Raw genomic sequence first — 19679 nt, 5'->3', positions numbered from 1 at the left:
TCCACAGGACCGGGCCTTCGCCAAGATGCAGATCAACGACACGCTCAAGCCGACCGAGGTCGCTCTGCTCTACCAGGCCCACCACAGCTGGCTTAGCGGCTGGCTGCGCAGCCGGGTCGGTTGCAGCGAGCACGCCGCCGACCTGGCCCAGGATACCTTCGTGCGGCTTTTGCGGGCGCGCCAGCTGTCGCCGCTGAAGGAGCCACGCGCCTACCTCAGCAGCATCGCCCGTGGCCTGATGATCGACCAGTTCCGTCGCCGTGCGCTGGAACGGGCCTACCAGGAAAGCCTGGCTCACCTACCCGAAGCCGAAGTGCCCAGCGAAGAAGATCGACTGGTCATCCTTGATACCCTGGCGCGCCTCGACCAAGCCCTGCACCAGCTGAAACCGCGTGCCCGCCAGGCATTCCTGCTGGCTCAGCTCGACGGTTTGAGCATCGTGCAGATCGCCCTGCGCCTGGGTGTGTCGCGGGCCACCGTCGAGCGGGACTTGGCCAAGGCCCTGGGCGTCTGCTACCGGTTGCGCTATGCCGACGCCTGACAGCGCGCCCGCGCAGGCGCAGGTCGACCAGGCCATCGACTGGTTGGTGAAGTTGCGCTTCGACAGCCCCTGCCCGCGCACCGAGCAGCAGTTCCAGCACTGGCTGGCCAGCCATCCGCACAACCCCTTGGCCTGGCAGCGGGTCAGCCACCTCAGTGACGAACTGGCCGGGCTGCCCAAGGGCCTGAGCCGCCGCACTCTGGATGGCAGCCAGCGCCAGCGCATCAGCCGCCGCGACCACCTCAAACTGCTGGCCGTGCTGGCCGTGGGCGGCAGCCTGGGCTGGGCCGCTCGCGAACCGCTGGGCATACCTCAGCTGCTGGCCGACAGCAGCACCGCCACCGGCGAGCGCCGCCAACTGCAAGGCAGCGATGGCAGCCGCATCCAGCTCAATACCGCCAGCGCCATCGACCTGCGTTACAGCGCCGAGCAGCGCCGGCTGCAACTGGTGCGTGGCGAGGTGAGCCTGGACAGCAACCCCAACGATAACCGCCCGTTTCGCATCGACACCCGCGTTGGCCAACTTGCCACCCTCGACGGCCAACTGCTGCTGCGCGAGAACGACCAGGGGCTGCTGCTGGCCGTACGCCGGGGCGACGTCACGCTGTTCCCCACCTCGGCCTCGCCACGTCGGGTGCTGCCAGGCGAAACCTTGCAGGTGTGGGCGAGCGGCAGTTTCCAGGCGGTGACGCTGCACAGCGACCCCTGGGGCTGGACCGACGGCGTGCTCAGCGTCCAGCAGATGCCGCTGGGCGAGTTCATCGCCGAGCTGGCGCGCTACCGCCCGGGCCTGCTGCGCTGTGCCCCCGAAGTGGCAAACCTGAAGGTGTCCGGTACCTACCAGCTGGCCGACACCGGGCAGATCCTGCAGCTGCTCACCCGCAGCCTGCCGGTGCGGGTCGACTACCGCACGCGTTATTGGGTGAGCATCGGTGCGGCCTGAAAAAATTCCGAAAATAAATGAGGTGGAATCTCATTCTCGTCCGGCCTGAAGGAACAAAACCCGAAAAGTGGTCTTCACAACCTTCAGGAGCGCTTCATGATTGCCCCGTGTTCCCCTCGCAACGACAGGCTGCGCCGTGCCGTGCGCGCGGCCGTGTTCGGCCTTGGCCTGGCAGCTGGCGGTGCCTTCCCGGCCATGGCCCAGGCTGCAACGGCCAGCCAGAGCCAGCAGACCGACTGGAACATCCCGGCCGGCCCGCTGGCCCCCGCGCTGGACCAGTTGGCCCGCCAGGGCGGCCTGAGCCTGTCGTTCGACGCGAACAGCCTGCAGGGCAAGACCACCCGAGGGGTGCAGGGCCGACATGACAGTGCGGGGGCGCTGTCGATCCTGTTGCAGGGCAGCAACGTGCAGGTCCAGCAGGAAAGTGCAACCAGCTTCCTGCTGATCCCGGCACTGGATGTGGGAAACGCCCTTGAGCTGGGCGCGACCAGCATCTCCAGCGATCGCCTGGGCGAAACCACCGAGCACACCGGCTCCTACACTACCGGCGAAGTGACCATCGGCAAGATGCCGCAAACCCTTCGCCATACTCCGCAATCGGTCAGCGTGATAACCCGCCAGCGCATCGATGACCAGAACATCACCAACCTGACCAACCTGCTGGAGCAGACACCCGGCGTGGTGGTCAACTACACCGACAGCGAGCGGGTGCAGTACTACTCGCGTGGCTTTGCCATCGATGCCATCCAGTACGACGGCGCCACCGTGGTGCAGAGCAGCGGTGGCGGTTCGTTCATCCAGACCGACTCAGCGTTCATCGACCGCGCCGAAGTGCTGCGCGGCGCCACCGGCATGCTGCGTGGCGCCGGCAACCCGTCGGGCACGGTGAACCTGGTGCGCAAGCGCCCGACCCATGACTTCCAGGCTACGGCCAGCGTGACCCTGGGCTCGTGGAATGCCCAGCGCTACGTGGCCGATATCTCTGGCCCGCTGACCGAAACCGGCAACGTGCGCGGGCGGATGATCGCCGTGCATGACGACCGCGACCTGTTCCAGGACTCGCGCATGGAGCGCAAGGAAGCGTTCGGCGGCTCGCTGGCCTTCGACCTGGACGACAGCACCACGCTGACCACCGGTCTCGAGTGGACCAAACTCGACGCCACTGGCGCCTGGGGCAACCTGCCCGCCGACGCCACCGGCGCCCCCCTGCCCTTCGGCCGCAGCACCTACCTGGGCGCCGACTGGAACCGCTGGGACCGCAGCAACCTGAACACCTTTGCCGAACTGGAACACCGCTTCGACAACGACTGGACCCTGAAGCTGATGGCCCTGCGTACCCACTTCGAGCTGGACGACCATGGCTTCAAGCAAACCTATATGGAGCGCGCACCGGCCAACCTGAATCCCACCGGCAACCCGTACCTGATGCGATACCAGGTTACCGAAGGCGACGGCGGCGAGAGCCTGCAGAACAATCTGAGCGCCACCCTCAACGGCCCGTTCGACCTGTTTGGCCGCACCCACGAGTTGATGGTCGGGGTCGAGCGGATCCGCAACGACTCCTACGCCTCGGCCACCAACCGGGTGATTTCCGGGCTGTACGACATCCGCTACTGGGACCCGAAAACCAGCCTGCCCGAGCCGGACATCGACATAACCGCCCACCCGGTGCGCACCCGTACCACCCAGCAAGCCGCACACGCCACCTGGCGCATTTCGCTGGCCGAACCGCTGACCGCGATCATCGGCGCACGGGCCAACTGGTATGACTACGAGCAGGAAAACAACACCGGTGCCAACGGCAAGTTCAGCGTCGACGAGAAGATCGTGCCGTACGCGGCGCTGATCTACGACCTGAATGACAACTTCAGCGTGTACGCCAGCTACACCGAGATATTCAGCCCGCAGACAGTGGTGGACAAGAACAACTCGGTACTCGACCCGATCATCGGCGAAGCCTACGAAACGGGCATCAAGGGCGAGTTCTACGATGGCCGGTTGAACACCAGCCTGGCGTTTTTCCGTATCAACCAGGTGGGTACGCCGGTGGATGACATGTCCACGGAGATCGGCTGCAACGGCACCACCGGCCGCTGCAAGATCGCCTCAGGCAAGAGCCGCAGCGAGGGCATCGACCTGGAGATTACCGGCGAAGTGCTGCCGGGCTGGCAGGTCACCGGCGGCTACACCTACAACACCACCGAGTACCTGAAGAACTCGGCAGCCACCAATGGCAACGCGATCCGCACCACCGACCCGGAGCACATGCTGCGGCTGTTCACCAGCTACCGCCTGCCGGGCACGCTGGACGCCTGGACCATTGGTGGCGGCGTGCAGGCGCAGAGCGACATCTATTCCGAAAGCGGCACGGCCAAGGCGACCCAGGCGGGGTATGCGGTGTACAACGGCATGCTCGGTTATCGCATCAACGACAACTACTCAGTGCAACTCAACGCCAACAACATCTTCGACAAAAAGTACTACCGGCAGATCGGTACCACGGCGACGGGGTACTACTGGGGCGAGCCACGCAATGTGTCGGTGACCTTGCGCGGGAGTTTCTGACAGGCATTTGCCTGACCGGCTGTGCGGCCCCTGTAGGACCGCGCAGCCCTGAAGGACATCAGTCCGCCACCGCCCGCAACCGCCCCGCACGCCGGTACGACTGCCGGGCAAAGCACACGAACAACCCAGCCATCAGCGCCAGCGCGATGGGCAGACCATGCGGCGCCACATCCATTGCCGCACCGCTCACCAAGGGCCCGACCAGGCTACCCACACCCCACAGCAAACCCACGCTGGCATTGGCGGTAACCAGGTCCTGCCCCTTGAAGCGCTGCCCGATCAGTACCAGCGCCAGGGTATAGATGCCGCCTGCCACGGCGCCCAGCAGCACCAGCAGCGGCCATAGCAACCAGGTCAGGTTCAGCAACCAGGGCAGGCCGATACCGATCGCCATCGCCAGCAGCCCGCATACCAGGTGCAGCCCGGTGCGCTCCACCCGGTCGGCCAACCAGCCAAGCGGCAACTGGAACAACATGTCACCGGCAAACACGACGGTCACCATCAGCGCCGCCACGCCCACGGCAAAGCCATGGCTGGTGGCATACACCGGCAGCAGCGACAGCACCACGGCATCGAAGAACGAGAAGAACAGTACCGCCACGCATAACGCCGGCGCCACACGGAAGAAACCGGCCAGGCCGAAGCTCTTTTCACCTTCTTCATGTTCGACATGGTCGTTGGGTACGGTCAGCACGATGCACAGCAGCGCCAGGCCATAGCAGGCGGTGACCACACCGGTGATCCACGGGCTGTCGGCGCCCAGCACCGCCAGCATTGCCGGGCCGAGCACCTGGAAGCCGGTGAAGCTGGTGGCGTAGAGGGCCATGATCTTGCCGCGGTTGTGCTCCGGGCACAGTTCGTTGACCCACGACTCGCCGAGGATGATGGCGATACCCATGCCCAGCCCCAGGCCCAGGCGCAACAGCGCCAGCTGCCACAGCGAGCCGAACGCCGACTCGAGCAAGGCAATGCTGAGCGTGCACAGGCTGAAGCACAGCAGGTAGATGGTGCGCCGGGTCAGGTGGCGACAGCAGGCGTCGACCAGGAACGCCGAGAGCATCATGCCCGCAGCGGGGATGGCCGAGATGATGCCGATTTCCAGGGTGCTCGCACCGGCTTCATGCAGGCGCAACGACACCAGCGGCAGGCTGGCCCCCAAACTGAAACCCACGACCGAAACGGCGAACAACAGGCCCGCCAGCAAACGCATGTTCATGTACCACTCCTTGCAAACCGAAAAGACGTGCAGACACAGGCGCGCACGCCAGGGCGGCGAGCGACGCGAAAGCGCAGATCAGTTCAGGCGAGGTGTGGCGAGAAGGTGAAGGCAAACAGCACGCTGCGGCGACGCTTGAGCACCGTGTCGCTCGGCCACGCACGACGCAGGGCCTGGAAGGCAGGCTGGCGGGCGTTTGGCAGGGACTGGGTACGGCACATTGCTTTGACTACTACGCAGGTGGTTGAAGAAAGGGCGGACTCTAGGCCACCGCAGGTTGGCTCGTCAATTGCCCAGGGGGCCTCTACGAGGCCGTTTCGCGACACAAGGCCGCTCCTACAACAGTACGCAGTCCCCTGTAGGAGCGGCCTTGTGTCGCGATGGGCTGCAAAGCAGCCCCGGCAATATCAGCGCTTGCCGGTACTTGGCAAGAACACCGCCAGCAACCCGAACAAAGGCAGGAACGAACACACCTCGTACACGTACTCGATGCCACGCAGGTCCGCCACATACCCCAGCAAGGCCGCACCGATGCCACCAAAGCCGAACATCAGCCCGAAGAAGATCCCGGCAATCATGCCCACGCTGCCCGGTACCAGCTCCTGCGCATACACCACGATCGCGGAAAACGCCGAAGCCAGGATAAAGCCGATCACCACGCTCAACACGGTGGTCCAGAACAGATCGGCATACGGCAGCACCAGGGTGAACGGCGCCACGCCAAGGATCGAAAACCAGATCACGGCCTTGCGCCCGATGCGGTCACCGATCGGCCCGCCAAAGAAGGTACCCGCCGCCACCGCACCAAGGAACAGGAACAGGTGCAGCTGCGAGCTGGCCACCGACACATCGAACTTCTCGATCAGGTAGAAGGTGAAATAGCTGGTAAAGCTGGCCATGTAGAAGTACTTGGAGAACACCAGCAGGCCCAGCACGATCAGCGCCGCCACCACCCGCCCGCGGGAAATGCCGTGGGTCGCCTGCACAGCCTTGCGCGCCTTGGCCTGGTTGAGGTGCTCCTTGTACCAGCCACGCAGCATCAGGGTGACGCCGAGAAAGAACAGCGCAGCCAAACCGAACCAGGCCACGTGGCTCTGGCCGAACGGAATGACAATGGCTGCCGCCAGCAGCGGCCCCAAAGCCGACCCGGTGTTGCCACCGACCTGGAAGGTCGACTGGGCCAGGCCGAAGCGCCCGCCCGATGCCAGGCGCGCAATACGCGAGGTTTCCGGGTGGAAGGTCGACGAGCCGATACCCACCAGGGCCGAGGCCAGCAGAATCATCGGGAAGCTGCCGACGAAGGCCAGCATCACGATACCCACCAGGGTACACAGGGTGCCCAGTGGCAGCAGGTTCGGTGCCGGTCGGCGATCGGTAAAAAAGCCGACCCAAGGTTGCAGCAGCGAGGCGGTGATCTGGAACGTCAGGGTGATCATGCCGATCTGGGCGAAACTCAGGTCGTAGTTGGCCTTGAGCATCGGGTAGATCGCCGGCAGCACAGACTGGATCAGGTCATTGATCAGGTGCGCCAGGGCGCAGAAACCGATTATGCGCATCACCAGCGGCGTGGCTTGGCTCGCTGCCGCACTGGTGGGCGCCGTGGAGGCGCTACTGATAGCCATGTGCCTGAATCTCCGTCCGTAGTTTGGGATCCGATTATCGGAAAACAAATAGATACATAGCTACCTTTTATTTCCTTTGTCTGCGACACACTTGAAAATGGTTCTCAATATAATTAGCATCCTTGGCCAAAATACCCGTCATCGTTGGGCGAAACGGCCCTAATCGCGAGCACACCAACCCCATGAGCCCAATGCCCGTTCGCGTCCGTCCACGGCAGATCAACGCGCACCGCAGCCATCTGGGCAAATGGCTGGCGCTATTGTTCCTCCTGGGGCTGGCCGCTACCGCCTACCTGTACTGGCCGCTGATACAGCGCCTGGGCAGCGAATTGCATACCGATACAGGTGAGCGCCGCAGCATCCGCCTGGCCGATGGCACCACCCTGCACCTGGGCAGCGCCAGTGCGATGAACGCCGACCTGCGTGGCCGCACGCGCCAACTGCACCTGGTGCAGGGCCGGGTATACCTGGAAGTGATGCTCGACGGCAGGGCCATGGAGATAGCAGTGGGCGACGCGCGCATCCAGGTGTTCGGTACCCGCCTGCAGGTCGCCCGCCATGTAGGCCATGACGAACTGGTGGTGCTCAGTGGCAAGGCCATGGTTATCCAAGGCAGCGAACAGCGTATGGTATCGATGGGTGAGCGGGTAACCTTCGATGGCGCGCATATCGGCCCGGTACGGAAAGCCGACCTCAAGGCCGCCGATGGCTGGCGCAGCGGGCAGTTGAAAGCCGGCGACATGCCGTTGGGCAAGGCAGAACCCGGGCCTGGCCGCTAAGTTTTTGAAAGCGTGCAAATTTTTTTTGAAATGAGTGTTGACAGGGGGGCCGTTCAAGAGAATAATGCGCGCCATCGGCTACATAGCTCAGTTGGTTAGAGCATAGCATTCATAATGCTGGGGTCCGGGGTTCAAGTCCCTGTGTAGCCACCAAACAAGACGAAGGGCTTACCGCAAGGTAAGCCCTTTTTCTTTGCCTGCGGAAAATTACCACAGGCCTGCACCCTTCCCGTACAGGGCATGCAATTGCCACCTCAACGCATTCCGGTCACCGCCACGGCCAGGCCCAACCCGATCAGCGCCAGGCCGATTACCCGGTCCACCAGCCTTTGCCGCTCGATCATCGCCTTGCGCAATGCCGTACTGGAGAAAAATACCGCCACCAGGCTGAACCACACCCAGTGAGCAATCGACATGAAAGCGCCGTAGGCAAAATCCAGCGCCAACGAGCTACCCGGTTGCACTACCTGGGTGAAGGCACTGATCACGAACAGCATGGTCTTGGGGTTGAGGGCGTTGGTCAGAAAGCCCGTGCGCAGGGCCTGCGTTACGCTGGTGGCTGATGCGGCAACCCCGTCGAGGCTGATACGCCGGGTGTTGGTCAGCGACTGGAAACCCAGGTAGACCAGGTAACCCGCGCCCAGCACTTTCATGCCCAGGAACAGGGTCGGGCTCTGGCTGATGATCACCGCGATGCCCAGCACCGTGTACAGGACGTGCACCTGCACCCCCAGGGCAATGCCCACGGCAGCAGCCAGCCCGGCCTTGCGGCCCTGTGCATAACTGCTGCGGGTGACCATGGCGAAGTCGGCACCGGGGCTGATGACGGCAAGCAGGGTGAACAGGGCGACGGCGATGAGTTCGGTCATGCTGGTGGCTCTCGATAGGCGATGGAAATGCACAGACCGGGTAATTATCGAGAGCTTATAGACCAGGAAAAATCGATTTATAGTGAAGCAAATCTGATAGCTTTCCTCACAGATATCTAGAGCCTGTGTCGGCCTCTTCGCGGGTAAACCCGCTCCTACAGGGGCGGCGCATCACCTGTGGGAGCGGGTTTACCCGCGAGAGGCCGGCACAGACAAACAGGAATGCCATGAAACTGCCGCCACTCAACGCCTTCCGCTACTTCGACATAGCCGCCCAGACCGAGAGCTTCGTGCGCGCCGCCGAGCACCTGCATGTCACCCATGGCGCAGTCAGCCGCCAGGTGCGTCTGCTTGAAGAAAGCCTGGGTGTGGAGTTGTTCGAGCGCCGCAACCGGGCCATTTTCCTCACCCCTGCCGGCCGTGCCTTGCAGGGCACTACCCAGGCGATCTTCGAGCAGCTCGAAGGCGCCGTGCAGCGCTTGCAACAACAGGCCCGCGACAACGTACTGGTGCTGTCGTGCGAGCCGACCATCGCCATGCGCTGGCTGATCCCGCGCCTGCCCCGCTTCCACGCCGCCCATCCCGACCTGCAGTTGCACCTGGTGGCCGCTGGCGGGCCATTGGACTTCGCACGCAGTGGTGTCGACCTGGCAATTCGCCGCGATGACTTCCACTGGGACAAACAGCTGTACAACCAGAAGATCTGCGACGAATGGATCGGCCCGGTCTGCCACCCCACCGTCCCCCTCCAACTCGAAGGCCAGCGCCTGCTGCACAGCGCCACCCGCCCCGGCGCCTGGCCCAACTGGCTGCGCCTGAGCGGCCAACAGGTCCGGCACACCGAGCGCAGCGACTACCAGCACTTCTACCTGTCGATTCAGGCCGCCAGCGCCGGCCTGGGCCTGGCCATGGCCTCAGCCCTCATGGTGCGCGACGAACTCGACAATGGGCAGTTGCAGGCACCGTTCGGCTTCGTGCGTGACGGCTCGGCCTACCACCTGCTCAGCCCCTTGCCGCTGGAAGACGACGGCAAGCGCCAGCGCTTCGCCACGTGGGTGATGGGCGAATGCAGGAGCTGCCTGGCTCATCTGGGCTTGATACAGAACGACGAACCCGCACGGCCGTCACCACCCCAGGTACGGTAACCCGCGGTATCCACATGAATACGCCCGGAGGGGTAGCGCCCCAGGCCCATGTTCCAGGCCTGGCCGTATTGCTGCCAGAACCGGCACAGCGGGTTGGGGTCCGCCCACTCGGGCAGCAAGATATCGACAGCGAACACCCGGGTATGGGCGCTGTTGGCCGCCCCGCCGGCGCAGGCATTCAGGCGCGGGGCTCGATAGGCTGAAAACACCTCGAACTGACGCAGGATGCCCTGGTCATGAAGCGTCTTTATCAGCGAGAGCGTCGAGCGCACTGCCGGCCAGTTGCTGGCGGGCGGCACGGCGAAGGGGGACGCTTGGCACTGCTTCCAGTCCGAAGCCGAACGCAGCAGCTGATGGATCGGCACCACGCCATAAAGACGGGCATCCACAAGCATCTCGCGAAATGGCCGTGTCTGATGGTCCCCGGCCCATTGCGCGAACAACCAGATATCACGCTCATCGGCCTGCGCTCCTGCACCCAACATGCCCAGCACCAGCGGCAGCCATCCAGCCCTTTTCATCCCTGCTCCCCTTGCCACAGTATGTGCCACGCTGCCGAATACGGCTGCGCCCAACAAGGAGTTAAGCATGCACAAGATGGCATTACCGAGCCTTGCCGCCCTGGCCTTCAGCGGCCTTGCAGCCGCCGATGCGCGAATCGACCTGGGCGACGCCCAGCGCGTCACCCGCCTTTTCGCCTTCCCCAACAACTGTCACGTGATCTGTTATCGCGACTGGACCCTGGAGCAAACCGTAGAACACTATCTGACACAGAGCGTACGCCGCGACGGCCATGCCGCGGCCCAGGTGCATGTAAGCCGCGACAACGATCGCCTGCACGCAACCATCAGTGGCGTACCCGCCAACTATGCAAAACCCCTGCGCAAGCTGCTCGACAGCGGTGAACTGGCCTATCAGGCGGCCACCCGGCTGAACGAGGACGGCAAATGGTCCTACGACTGGTATCTGTTCCTGCCGCTGGGCATGGCCCTGCAGAACCGCCGCAGCATCGAACTGCTGCACTTCCCGCCGGACTACTCGCTGACCCAGGCCCAGGACTACCTGCGCTCCAACACCACCGACCGCTGGGCTGAGCTGTTGACATTCAACGGCGTCGACGCCAGCCAGACCCCGGCCTACCAGACCATCATCGATATCGCTCCCATCGCCGCCCCCGCCAGCGCGGGTGAAACGCTGAAGGAAACCTACAGCTACTTCAAGGACTACCAGGTGCGCATGGTCAGCGAGATGACCCTGCAAAACCCCGCCAGGCCTCTGCCGATGGTGGCATTCGGCGCGCCAGTACGCAGCTGGATCCAGCAGCAGTACGGGCCGCAGGTGAATGTGCTGGGCCTGGTCAGCATCAGCCCGCAGGCAGGTGCCAAGGTACCGGTACTGGGTGCCAACCACCCTAGTGCCATCTGGTATGCGGCAAACAAGGACAGCCACGGCGGCGACCAGGATGCAGCTGATGCTGCCGGCTTGAAAATGATGGGGCAGGACCTGACGGCGGCCTGCTGGCAGGCAGGGATGGGGCGCAATCAACGGGCCGATGCCAAGCTGACGCTGGATGCCTGCTCGACCAAGTGGCAGGTTACACAGAAGAAACAGACCTGCGAGCTGTTCTTCCGCACCATTCGCAAGTACACGCCGGAGCAGGCGGCGGCAAAATGCAATACCGGCAGCGTGAGCAGAAGCCTGCGCGACCTGGCCAAGCCGATGGAGGCTCAGCCACAGGACCTGTGATTGAAGCCCGCCCTGCTCAATCTTCGAGCAGGGTGCAGGCCATCACCAAGGCGTCTTCACGGCCGCCGGCAACCGGGTAATAGTCGCGGCGGCGGCCGATTTCGTTGAAACCAAAGCGTTCGTACAAACGATAGGCCGACTGGTTGCTGGCACGCACTTCCAGGAAGCACTCGCGGCCATTGAGCTGGTAGGCCCGGGCCATCAGATGCTCGAGCAGCCGCAGGCCCAGGCCGCGGCCCTGGTTTTCCGGCTTGACGGTGATGTTGAGCAGGTGGACCTCATCGATGATCACGTTGATCACGCCATGGCCCACCTGCTGCTGGCCGTCGAACATCAGCCAGACCTCATACGATTTGAGCGCATCCTGAAAGATCCCTCGAGTCCAGGGATGACTGAACGCGGCATATTCGATCTTAAGTACGGCATCCAGATCCGCCTCGGTCATCCGGCGGAAGCTGATCGAGTCACTCATTCAACGCTCTTCCAGCGCGCCATCAGCTGGCGCATGGCTTTCCAGACGTCCGCCTTGCGCTGCGGCTCGTCCATCAACAGTTCAAGGCCCGGCAAGGCCCAGGCTTCGCCCAGGCCCTCGAGCTTCAGGGTTTGGTAATAGGCTTCGCCGTCGACATTGGCGGCAAAGCGCAGCGCCGGCAGGCCGACCAGCCACAGGCAGGTGCACGGGGCGTCCTCCAGGCGCGCCTGGACAAAGCCCTGGACAAAATCGCGCGCCGCCTCCGGGCCCTGGTCCATGTTGCCGCGCACCAGCAGCGGCCAGCGCACCGGCTCGCCGATGATCTGCGGTGCGTCGGGCAGGCCGGCGGCGCGCAGCATGTCCTTGAGCAGCAGGTACGACGGGTCGCGGCTCTGGAACGGCTGGCCGGTGGCCAACTCCACCAGCAGCAGGCAGCTGCCGGCTCGCAGCAGCTGCAGCGAGAAGCGCGGGGGTGGCACCATGGCCGGGCGCGGTGGCGTGGCCTGCTCATCGGCCTCGACAGGCTTGTTGGCCGGCTTGGGCGCACTGCCCGGGCGCGGAATCTCGATTTTCGGCCGCTCGCCGGAGCGGGCCTGTGGGGTGATTGGCGCCTCGTTGGCAGCCGGTGCCGGCCTGACGTCGAAGTCGAGGTCCTCGACCGGCGCCACCGGCAGCAGCAGCTCGGGCCGCGACGGTGCGGCGAACGGCAGTTCGGCGCGCGGCAGCCAGTGCACCACTTGCATGGCGGAAAGGTAGGCGCGGCGACGGGGTTCGGTGAGCAAGGGGCCGGGTTCCGAGGGGTGGAGACAATTGGCCATTCTAACGTGTACGCCTTGGTTTTTGCAGCGCCTATCAGACCGAGCGCCGCTCGCGCGGCGCTTCGCAGCACAAGGCTGCTCCTACATTTGTTTCTGGCCAGTCACGCCTGTCCCCGCGCACGCGGCCGCCTTGTTTGCCCTGCACGTTATCGAGGTGAACACCAAAGGGCCGCGCGCCGCTCCTTCAGAAATAATTGGCCCGAAACAGATGTAGGAGCAGCCTTGTGCTGCGAAGCGCCGCGCGGGCGGCGCTCGATCTAAATGCCACTACAAAAACCGAACCATACCCATACACACAAGGTTATTTCTCATTACAGACCAAGGGGTGAAAACCTCCCCCCCGGATGCAGTACAATCGCCCCCTTTTTCTTGGCAACGAGTCGAAGCCAATGATCGAACCCAAGCGCGTCCTGCGCGCCCTAGCCGAACACTGGGCCCTGATCGAGCCGCTGTGCGAGCGTTTCGACCAGGGCACCCTGAGCCTGGTCGAATTGCGTCAGCATGTGGCCCGCCAGCAGGTCGAGAGCACCCCGCAGGACATCACCCAGCTGCTCGACGTATGGATCCGCCTGGATATCCTGGTCCCGGTGGCCAAGAGCCCGAACCGTTTCGAGCTCAACGCGCAGATCCACGACTTCCTCGCCTACCTGCGCCGCGAACACCGGCTGGGCCTGTGCCTGGAGATCGAAGCCTACCTGCGCCACCTGGAGCGCCTGGCCGGGCATATCCAGGACGCCTTCGACAACCGCGACAGCGACGACCTGGCGCGCCAGCTGCGCCTGCTCGACATGCGCGTGCGCGATGTACTGAAGAAGCTCGACAACGACGAGCAGGCACTGGTGGCCGTGGCCGAGCGGGCCAAGACCAGCAACCGCCAGATCCCGCTGCGCCAGCGCTATGCCGAAGTACTGGCGACCTGGGACGAGTATGTCGAGCCGATGATCCAGCTGGTCAACGCCGACGGCGCCTTCGAACAGGGCGTGCGCAAGGTCGAGACCGTGCTGCTGAAGCTGCTGGGCGAACAGGCGCGCCTGGGCCACCTGGTCGACGACGACATGCTGCTGCGCACCCATGCGCGCATCCTGGAAATGCAGACCAGCGCCCAGCTGACCCTGCGCCACGCCCGCGAACTGCTGCTGCCGCTGCGTGAAGAAGCCCGCCGGCACAACGCCGTGACCCGTGGCGCCGCACTGGCCCTGTCGGTGATCCGGCGCAAGGGCATCGACGCCGTACCGCAAGCGGCCATGCCGATGTTCACCCGCCCGCAAAGCACCTTCCTCGGCAGCGCCAGCCAGGTCGAGGCCTATGTCTACGCACTGGCCCGCTTCGAGCCCAAGCCGGCGCGCTTCCCCAAGGCCCACAAGACCCAGTCCGGCGCCCTGCCCCGTGCACCGCGCACGGTCAAGGAAATGGCCGAACGCTGCGAACAGGCCCTGCCGCTGCCCGACCTGATGGTCTGGCTGCTGGAGCAGGAACCCGAAGGCGCCACCGACGAGCTGCTGTACTGGTTCTCGCGCCTGTCGCGGGAAAAGCGCTTCAAGCGCGAACGCCTCGACCGCCGCGAGTACATCACCCAGGAACACCTGGTCAGCCTGCGCTCGTTCGCCCTGACCTCCAGCCGCGAAGACGCCGCCAGCGCGCCTACCGAATCCAACGCGAGCCCAGCCCATGCATCTTGATCTTTCCGAACTGTCCCAGCTCGCGCCGATCTTCCGCGAGCTGTTCAAAGGCTTCCACGTCAGCCGCCGCGACCCCGAGCTGTACGCCCAGCTGTCGAATTTCCAGGACCAGTACCGCACCCTGTTCAAGGCCCTGGGCTTCGAACTGGTGTGCGACACCCGTGGCTTCTACTACTTCGTGCCGGACATGACCGCCGCGCAGGTCAACAAGACCGCGCAGCGCCTGTCGCTGTTCACCTTCATCCTGGTCGAACACCTGGCCGACCAGGGCCGCGACCCGATGGCCGTGCTCGATGGCGGCAGCATCGGCCGTGACGAACTGCCCTCGCTGCTGGACAAGTACCGCGACCTGTTCCTGCAGGCCGAAGTGCAGACCGTGGACGAGCTGGAAGAAAAAATCCTGCGCCGCATGACCCAGCTCGGCTTCGCTTTCGAGGAAGGCGGCATCTACCGCTTCCTGCCGCCGATGCATCGCTTCCTCGACGTGTGCCTGGCCGTGCAGCAGGACCGCGACCTGGCGGCCACCCTGCACAGCGACCTGCCGCTGCCGACCCCGGTACTGGTCGAGGAAGAAAGCCCCGAAGAACTCAACCGCACCGACGACCCGCTCGACCTCAGCCCCTTCGAGGGCGAGGAAAGCGAAGAGGAAGCCCTGGCCCGGGCCATCCGCGAAGAGCAACAGGAGATTGACGCATGAGCCAGGAACGCTACGGCATCCGCCGCTTCGCACTGCTCAACACCGCCGGCTACAGCCTTGGCCTGTTCCCGCTGGAGCACCCACTGTCGGTATACGGTGCCAACAACCTGGGTAAATCGGCGTCGATCAACGCCCTGCAGTTCCCGATCCTGGCGCGCATGTCGGACATGAGCTTCGGCAAGTACAGCCTCGAGCAGTCGCGCCGCTTCTACTTCGCCAGCGACACCTCGTACATTCTCTGCGAACTGAGCCTGCCCCACGGCCCGCACGTCATCGGCGTTGTCGGCCGCGGCCCGGGCGGCGGTTTCGGTCACCAGTTCTTTGCCTACAAGGGCGAACTGGACCTGGCCCACTACCAGAAGAACGACACCTGCCTGCGCCAGAAAGAGCTGTTCACCAACCTCGAGCGCCTGGGGATCAAGGCCTACGAGCTGAAGCCGGACGAACTGCGTCGTCTGCTGGTCGGTGGCCACACCTCGGTGCCGCTGGACCTGACCATGATCCCGCTGCGCTCGACCAGCGAGCAAAGCCTGAAAACCTTCCGCGCGCTGTTCATCAACCTGCTGCACATGCGCGAAATCACCGCCGCCAAGCTCAAGCAGCTGTTCCTCGACGCTTTCGAGCACAGCCTGCGCTCCGGTAGCGTCGACTACATCGCCGCATGCGAGGAAGCCTTCCGCGACGTGCGCCGCATGGAACAGGACTACAACGCCCTGGTCGCCGCCGGCCCGCTGGTCGAGGCCCTGGCCGGTGGAGTGGCCCAGCGCGACATCCTGCGCGGCAAGCTGCACCGCATTTCACCAGTGCTCGACACCCTGCTGGGCACCTGGCAGGAATACGCCATGGCGCGCAAGGAAGAGCTGGTGATCCAGGCCGAGCACTACCGTGGCGAGCAGGACCGCCTGCAGAACGACCAGCGCGGCGGTACTCAGGAACTGATGCGCCTGGAGCGTGAAATCACCGGTATCCAGCGCTGGCTGGGCGAGCTGTCGGTGCTCAAACATCGCTTCGCCCTGGTCGATGACGTCAAGGTGCTGGAGCAGCAACTGCTGGCGGCCAAGGACGCCCACGACGAACTGGCCGGCGCCCTGGCCCAGTCGCGGCAGTTCAGCGCCGAAGACCTGGACGAACGCGTCCGCGACCTGGAAAAGCGCCTGAAGCAGGTCAAGCAACAGCTCGACCACGCCGACAACAACAGCTACGCCCGCCTGCGCGAAGAGTTCTCGCAGCAGGACGTCGACCGCCTGATGCGCCTGTTCAATGGCGCGCTGTTCAGCCTGCCGCTGGGTGACCGCGGTATCGAACTGGACGACAGCGACCTGTGGGTAAAATCGCTGGAAGCGGTGCTCGACGGCTTCAAGGGCGAACGCTTCGAAGCCCCGGGCCTGTCCATCGACCTGTCGCACATCGACCCACCGGCACTGCAGGCCCTGGCCGACCGTGCCGCCCTGCGTGACCAGAAAGAGCGCCTGGAAAAAGAGCTGAAGCAGCTCAAGACCCAGCAAGCCGTGGCCGCCGACCGCTCCGCCTCCAAGGCGCAGACCGAGGCCCTGTACCAGGAAGTACTGGACGCGCAGAAAGCGCTGGAAGACTTCCGCCGCAGCGAAACCCTGGCCGCCGAAGAGCCCGAGAAGCTGGAACAGCTGTCGCAGCTCGAAGCCGCCCAGGACGAACTCAAACGCTCCAGCGACGCCTTCACTGAACGTGTCCAGCAGCTGTCGGCCAAGCTGCAGCTGGTCGGCCGGCAGATCGGCGACCTCGAGGCCAAGCAGCGCACCCTGGAAGACGCCCTGCGCCGTCGCCAGCTGCTGCCGGCCGACCTGCCCTACGGCACGCCATACATGGAAGCCATCGACGACTCGATGGACAACCTGCTGCCACTGCTCAACGACTACCAGGACAGCTGGCAGAGCCTGCAGCGGGTGGACAACCAGATCGAGGCGCTGTACGCCCAGGTGCGCCTGAAAGGCGTGGCCAAGTTCGACAGCGAAGACGACATGGAACGCCGCCTGCAGCTGCTGGTGAATGCCTACGCGCACCGCACCGACGAAGCCCTGACCTTGGCCAAGGCACGCCGCGCCGCGGTCACCGACATCGCCCGGACCCTGCGCAACATCCGCAGCGACTACGACAGCCTCGAGCACCAGCTGGCGCTGTTCAACCGCGAGATCAACAAGCGCCAGGTATCCAACCTGGAGAGCTTCCGCGTGGTGCTGGCGCCGAACAAGGAAGCGCTCAAGCACATCGACCAGATCATCCACAGCGCCGGTCAGTACGAAGAAGGCGAAACCCTGTCGGTATTCGACCTGACCCAGAGCGCCGAGCAGGACAACAAGAACGAAGAGGCCAAGGAATACCTGGCACGGCTGGTGGCGGCCAACCACAACCAGCTGGGCCTGAAGGACCTGTTCGAGCTGGCGTTCGAGATCACCAAGGTCAACGGCCAGCCGGTGATCCATGCCGACATCGACGGCGCGGCATCCAACGGCACCACCATGACCATCAAGGCGCTGACCAACATGTACCTGTTGCTGCACCTGATGGACCGCGACCTGGCCGGGCGTATCCGCCTGCCGTACTACCTGGACGAAGCGGCGGACATCGACGAACGCAACCAGGCTGCACTACTGGAGACCAGCCTGCAGCTCGGCTTCGTGCCGATCCTGGCGAGCGTGAAGCCGCAGGTGTCTGCGCGCGTGGCGATCGACCTGGAAGGTGGCAGTGGGCCGAATGGCATCTACATCGACGAGGCGGACTGGAAGTTCATCAGCCGTCGGGATGAGGTGAAGGCAGTTGTGCGTGAGGATCATCAGGCCGAAGAGTTGGCCTGATATCGGAGTAGTGGGGCCGCTTTGGGGCCCTTTCGCAGCACAAGGCTGCTCCTACAAAGGTATGCATACGCCGATCAATGTAGGAGCAGCCTTGTGCTGCGAATGGAGGCCAAAGGCCTCCCAAAAATCTACCAAGCTATCAATGAGCCCAAGGCAGAATCGGAATCGCGGTCACCGCATTCTGCGGGCTGCCTTCGATCATGCGGTCGCTGTACACCAGGTACACCAGCGTATTGCGCTTCTTGTCGAGGAAGCGCACCACCTGCATGGTCTTGAACACCAGCGAGGTGCGTTCCTTGAACACTTCCTCGCCATCCTTCAGCTCACCCTTGAAGTTGATCGGCCCGACCTGACGACAGGCAATCGATGCCTCCGCCCGGTCCTCCGCCAGCCCCAGCCCACCCTTCACGCCGCCGGTCTTGGCCCGCGACAGGTAGCAGGTCACGCCCTCGACCTTGGGGTCGTCGAACGCCTCGACCACAATGCGGTCATTCGGCCCGAGGAACTTGAACACGGTGGACACCTGGCCGATTTCCTCGGCCCCGGCCAGCATTGGCAGTATCAATGCCGCCACGCCGATTACCCGCTTCAGCACGCTCATACCAACACCAGGTTGTCGCGGTGCACCAACTCCGGTTCTGCGCTGTAGCCCAGCAGGCTTTCGATGGCATCGGATGGCTGGCCGATGATCTTCTGCGCCTCAAGGGCGCTGTAGTTGGCCAGCCCACGGGCTACTTCCAGGCCGTCCGGGCCGACGCACACCACCATCTCGCCACGACGGAAGCTGCCCTGCACGGTCTTCACGCCAACCGGCAGCAGGCTCTTGTTGGCCTGGCGCAGTGCCTGCACGGCACCGGCATCCAGCACCAGGGTGCCACGGGTCTGCAGGTGGCCGGCCAGCCACTGCTTGCGCGCGGCAAGCATGCCGCGCTCGGGCGACAGCAAGGTACCCAGGCGTTCGCCAGCCTTGAGGCGATCCAGCACGCGCTCGATGCGGCCACCGATGATGATGGTGTGGGCACCGGAACGGGCAGCCAGGCGCGCGGCGCGCAGCTTGGTCTGCATGCCGCCACGACCCAGCGCGCCACCGGTACCGCCGGCCACGGCATCCAGTGCCGGGTCGTCGGCGCGAGCCTCGTAGATCAGCTGGGCTTCGGGGTTGTTGCGCGGGTCGGCGTCGAACATGCCATCGCGGTCGGTGAGGATCACCAGCAGGTCAGCCTCGACCAGGTTGGCCACCAGCGCCGCCAGGGTGTCGTTGTCGCCGAAGCGGATCTCATCGGTGACCACGGTATCGTTTTCGTTGATCACCGGCACCACGCCCAGGTCGACCAGCGTGCGCAGGGTGCTGCGGGCGTTCAGGTAGCGCTTGCGGTCGGACAGGTCGTCATGGGTCAGCAGGATTTGCGCGGTGTGCTTGCCGTGCTCGCCGAAGCTCGACTCCCAGGCCTGCACCAGGCGCATCTGGCCGATCGAGGCAGCCGCCTGCAGCTCGTTCATCGCACTCGGTCGCGACGTCCAGCCCAGCTGGCTCATGCCGGCAGCCACGGCCCCGGAGGAGACCAGTACCAACTCCACGCCTGCCTCACGCAGCGCGACCATCTGCTCGACCCAAACGGCCATGGCACCGCGATCGAGGCCTTTGCCATCGGCGGTCAGCAGAGCACTGCCAATCTTCACGACCCAGCGCTTGGCGCCCGTCACCTTGCTTCGCATCTTCTTCCAACCTATGTCGAATCTGTAGATACCGTGGATA

17 protein-coding genes, 1 tRNA gene and 1 pseudogene are annotated in these 19679 nt (G+C 64.4%); 10 read left to right on the top strand and 9 right to left on the bottom strand.

Annotated features, from left to right (window positions below):
• Positions 1-25: 25 nt before the first annotated feature.
• The 3 genes from M1D87_RS03795 to M1D87_RS03785 all read left to right on the top strand — a co-directional run bounded on the left by M1D87_RS03795 (position 26) and on the right by M1D87_RS03785 (position 4049).
• Positions 26-541 carry a sigma-70 family RNA polymerase sigma factor gene (locus tag M1D87_RS03795; RefSeq protein ID WP_061303388.1) on the top strand — a complete coding sequence of 172 codons (516 nt, stop codon included), beginning with the start codon at positions 26-28 and terminating at the stop codon, positions 539-541.
• Complete coding sequence (locus M1D87_RS03790; RefSeq protein WP_123085632.1) at positions 528-1484, top strand: FecR domain-containing protein; 957 nt, start codon at positions 528-530, stop codon at positions 1482-1484. The genes M1D87_RS03795 and M1D87_RS03790 overlap by 14 nt, the downstream gene beginning before the upstream one ends.
• A gap of 96 nt (positions 1485-1580) precedes the next feature.
• Positions 1581-4049, top strand: a complete 2469-nt coding sequence (locus M1D87_RS03785; protein ID WP_123085631.1) for a TonB-dependent siderophore receptor — start codon at positions 1581-1583, stop codon at positions 4047-4049.
• A 58-nt stretch (positions 4050-4107) separates the two neighbouring features.
• On the opposite strand, the gene M1D87_RS03780 is transcribed toward M1D87_RS03785, so the two are convergent.
• The 3 genes from M1D87_RS03780 to M1D87_RS03770 all read right to left on the bottom strand — a co-directional run bounded on the left by M1D87_RS03780 (position 4108) and on the right by M1D87_RS03770 (position 6887).
• The gene (locus M1D87_RS03780) at positions 4108-5265 is read right to left on the bottom strand and encodes an MFS transporter (protein ID WP_039614395.1); all 1158 of its coding nucleotides are present in this window, start codon (positions 5263-5265) and stop codon (positions 4108-4110) included.
• Positions 5266-5348: 83 nt separating this feature from the next.
• Positions 5349-5486, bottom strand: coding sequence for a hypothetical protein (locus M1D87_RS03775; protein ID WP_166674214.1), 138 nt, complete (start codon positions 5484-5486; stop codon positions 5349-5351).
• A 186-nt stretch (positions 5487-5672) separates the two neighbouring features.
• Positions 5673-6887 (bottom strand): MFS transporter, encoded by a 1215-nt coding sequence (locus M1D87_RS03770; RefSeq protein ID WP_023661338.1) that lies wholly within the window; start codon positions 6885-6887, stop codon positions 5673-5675.
• Between the two features lie 182 nt (positions 6888-7069).
• On the opposite strand from M1D87_RS03770, the pseudogene M1D87_RS03765 reads away from it, so the two are divergent.
• Both M1D87_RS03765 and M1D87_RS03760 read left to right on the top strand, forming a co-directional pair.
• Positions 7070-7642: pseudogene (locus tag M1D87_RS03765) on the top strand (FecR family protein); the annotation flags it as partial.
• A gap of 100 nt (positions 7643-7742) precedes the next feature.
• Positions 7743-7819: transfer RNA gene (locus M1D87_RS03760), tRNA-Met, on the top strand.
• 101 nt (positions 7820-7920) lie between these two features.
• Here M1D87_RS03760 and M1D87_RS03755 read toward each other — a convergent pair.
• The gene (locus M1D87_RS03755) at positions 7921-8535 is read right to left on the bottom strand and encodes a LysE family translocator (protein WP_024086240.1); all 615 of its coding nucleotides are present in this window, start codon (positions 8533-8535) and stop codon (positions 7921-7923) included.
• 227 nt (positions 8536-8762) lie between these two features.
• Here M1D87_RS03755 and M1D87_RS03750 point away from each other — a divergent pair, with 227 nt between their 5' ends.
• Complete coding sequence (locus tag M1D87_RS03750) at positions 8763-9680, top strand: LysR substrate-binding domain-containing protein (protein WP_123085696.1); 918 nt, start codon at positions 8763-8765, stop codon at positions 9678-9680.
• Here M1D87_RS03750 and M1D87_RS03745 read toward each other — a convergent pair.
• Entirely contained in the window at positions 9620-10201 is a 582-nt protein-coding gene (locus M1D87_RS03745; RefSeq protein WP_421091785.1) for a D-Ala-D-Ala carboxypeptidase family metallohydrolase, read from the bottom strand. The two genes, M1D87_RS03750 and M1D87_RS03745, sit on opposite strands and share 61 nt — an antisense overlap.
• Before the next feature lie 67 nt (positions 10202-10268).
• Between M1D87_RS03745 and M1D87_RS03740 the strand changes: the two genes are divergently transcribed.
• On the top strand, positions 10269-11426 hold the full coding sequence (locus M1D87_RS03740; RefSeq protein ID WP_123085695.1) for a hypothetical protein: 1158 nt from the start codon (positions 10269-10271) through the stop codon (positions 11424-11426).
• Between the two features lie 16 nt (positions 11427-11442).
• Here M1D87_RS03740 and rimI read toward each other — a convergent pair whose 3' ends face one another.
• Both rimI and M1D87_RS03730 read right to left on the bottom strand, forming a co-directional pair.
• Positions 11443-11898, bottom strand: a complete 456-nt coding sequence (rimI, locus tag M1D87_RS03735; RefSeq protein ID WP_123085694.1) for a ribosomal protein S18-alanine N-acetyltransferase — start codon at positions 11896-11898, stop codon at positions 11443-11445.
• Positions 11895-12680 carry an energy transducer TonB gene (locus M1D87_RS03730; RefSeq protein ID WP_123085693.1) on the bottom strand — a complete coding sequence of 262 codons (786 nt, stop codon included), beginning with the start codon at positions 12678-12680 and terminating at the stop codon, positions 11895-11897. The genes rimI and M1D87_RS03730 overlap by 4 nt, the downstream gene beginning before the upstream one ends.
• A gap of 425 nt (positions 12681-13105) precedes the next feature.
• Between M1D87_RS03730 and mksB the strand changes: the two genes are divergently transcribed.
• Genes mksB through mksF form a run of 3 tightly spaced genes read left to right on the top strand, consistent with a single transcriptional unit; the run spans position 13106 to position 17923 of the window.
• On the top strand, positions 13106-14395 hold the full coding sequence (gene mksB / locus M1D87_RS03725) for an Mks condensin complex protein MksB (RefSeq protein ID WP_024086237.1): 1290 nt from the start codon (positions 13106-13108) through the stop codon (positions 14393-14395).
• Positions 14385-15092, top strand: coding sequence for an Mks condensin complex protein MksE (gene mksE, locus M1D87_RS03720; RefSeq protein WP_013970824.1), 708 nt, complete (start codon positions 14385-14387; stop codon positions 15090-15092). The genes mksB and mksE overlap by 11 nt, the downstream gene beginning before the upstream one ends.
• A complete protein-coding gene (mksF, locus tag M1D87_RS03715) occupies positions 15089-17923 on the top strand; it encodes an Mks condensin complex protein MksF (RefSeq protein WP_015268901.1) in 2835 nt (944 codons plus the stop codon). The genes mksE and mksF overlap by 4 nt, the downstream gene beginning before the upstream one ends.
• 139 nt (positions 17924-18062) lie before the next feature.
• Here mksF and M1D87_RS03710 read toward each other — a convergent pair whose 3' ends face one another.
• Both M1D87_RS03710 and proB read right to left on the bottom strand, forming a co-directional pair.
• Complete coding sequence (locus tag M1D87_RS03710) at positions 18063-18524, bottom strand: CreA family protein (RefSeq protein WP_123085692.1); 462 nt, start codon at positions 18522-18524, stop codon at positions 18063-18065.
• On the bottom strand, positions 18521-19639 hold the full coding sequence (proB, locus tag M1D87_RS03705; protein ID WP_015268899.1) for a glutamate 5-kinase: 1119 nt from the start codon (positions 19637-19639) through the stop codon (positions 18521-18523). Before proB ends, M1D87_RS03710 begins: the two co-directional genes overlap by 4 nt.
• Between the last annotated feature and the right edge of the window lie 40 nt (positions 19640-19679).

The organism is Pseudomonas sp. SA233 (assembly GCF_054792385.1).
Note: the sequence above shows the minus strand (reverse complement) of the source record. Positions and strands in the feature narration are given on the sequence as shown.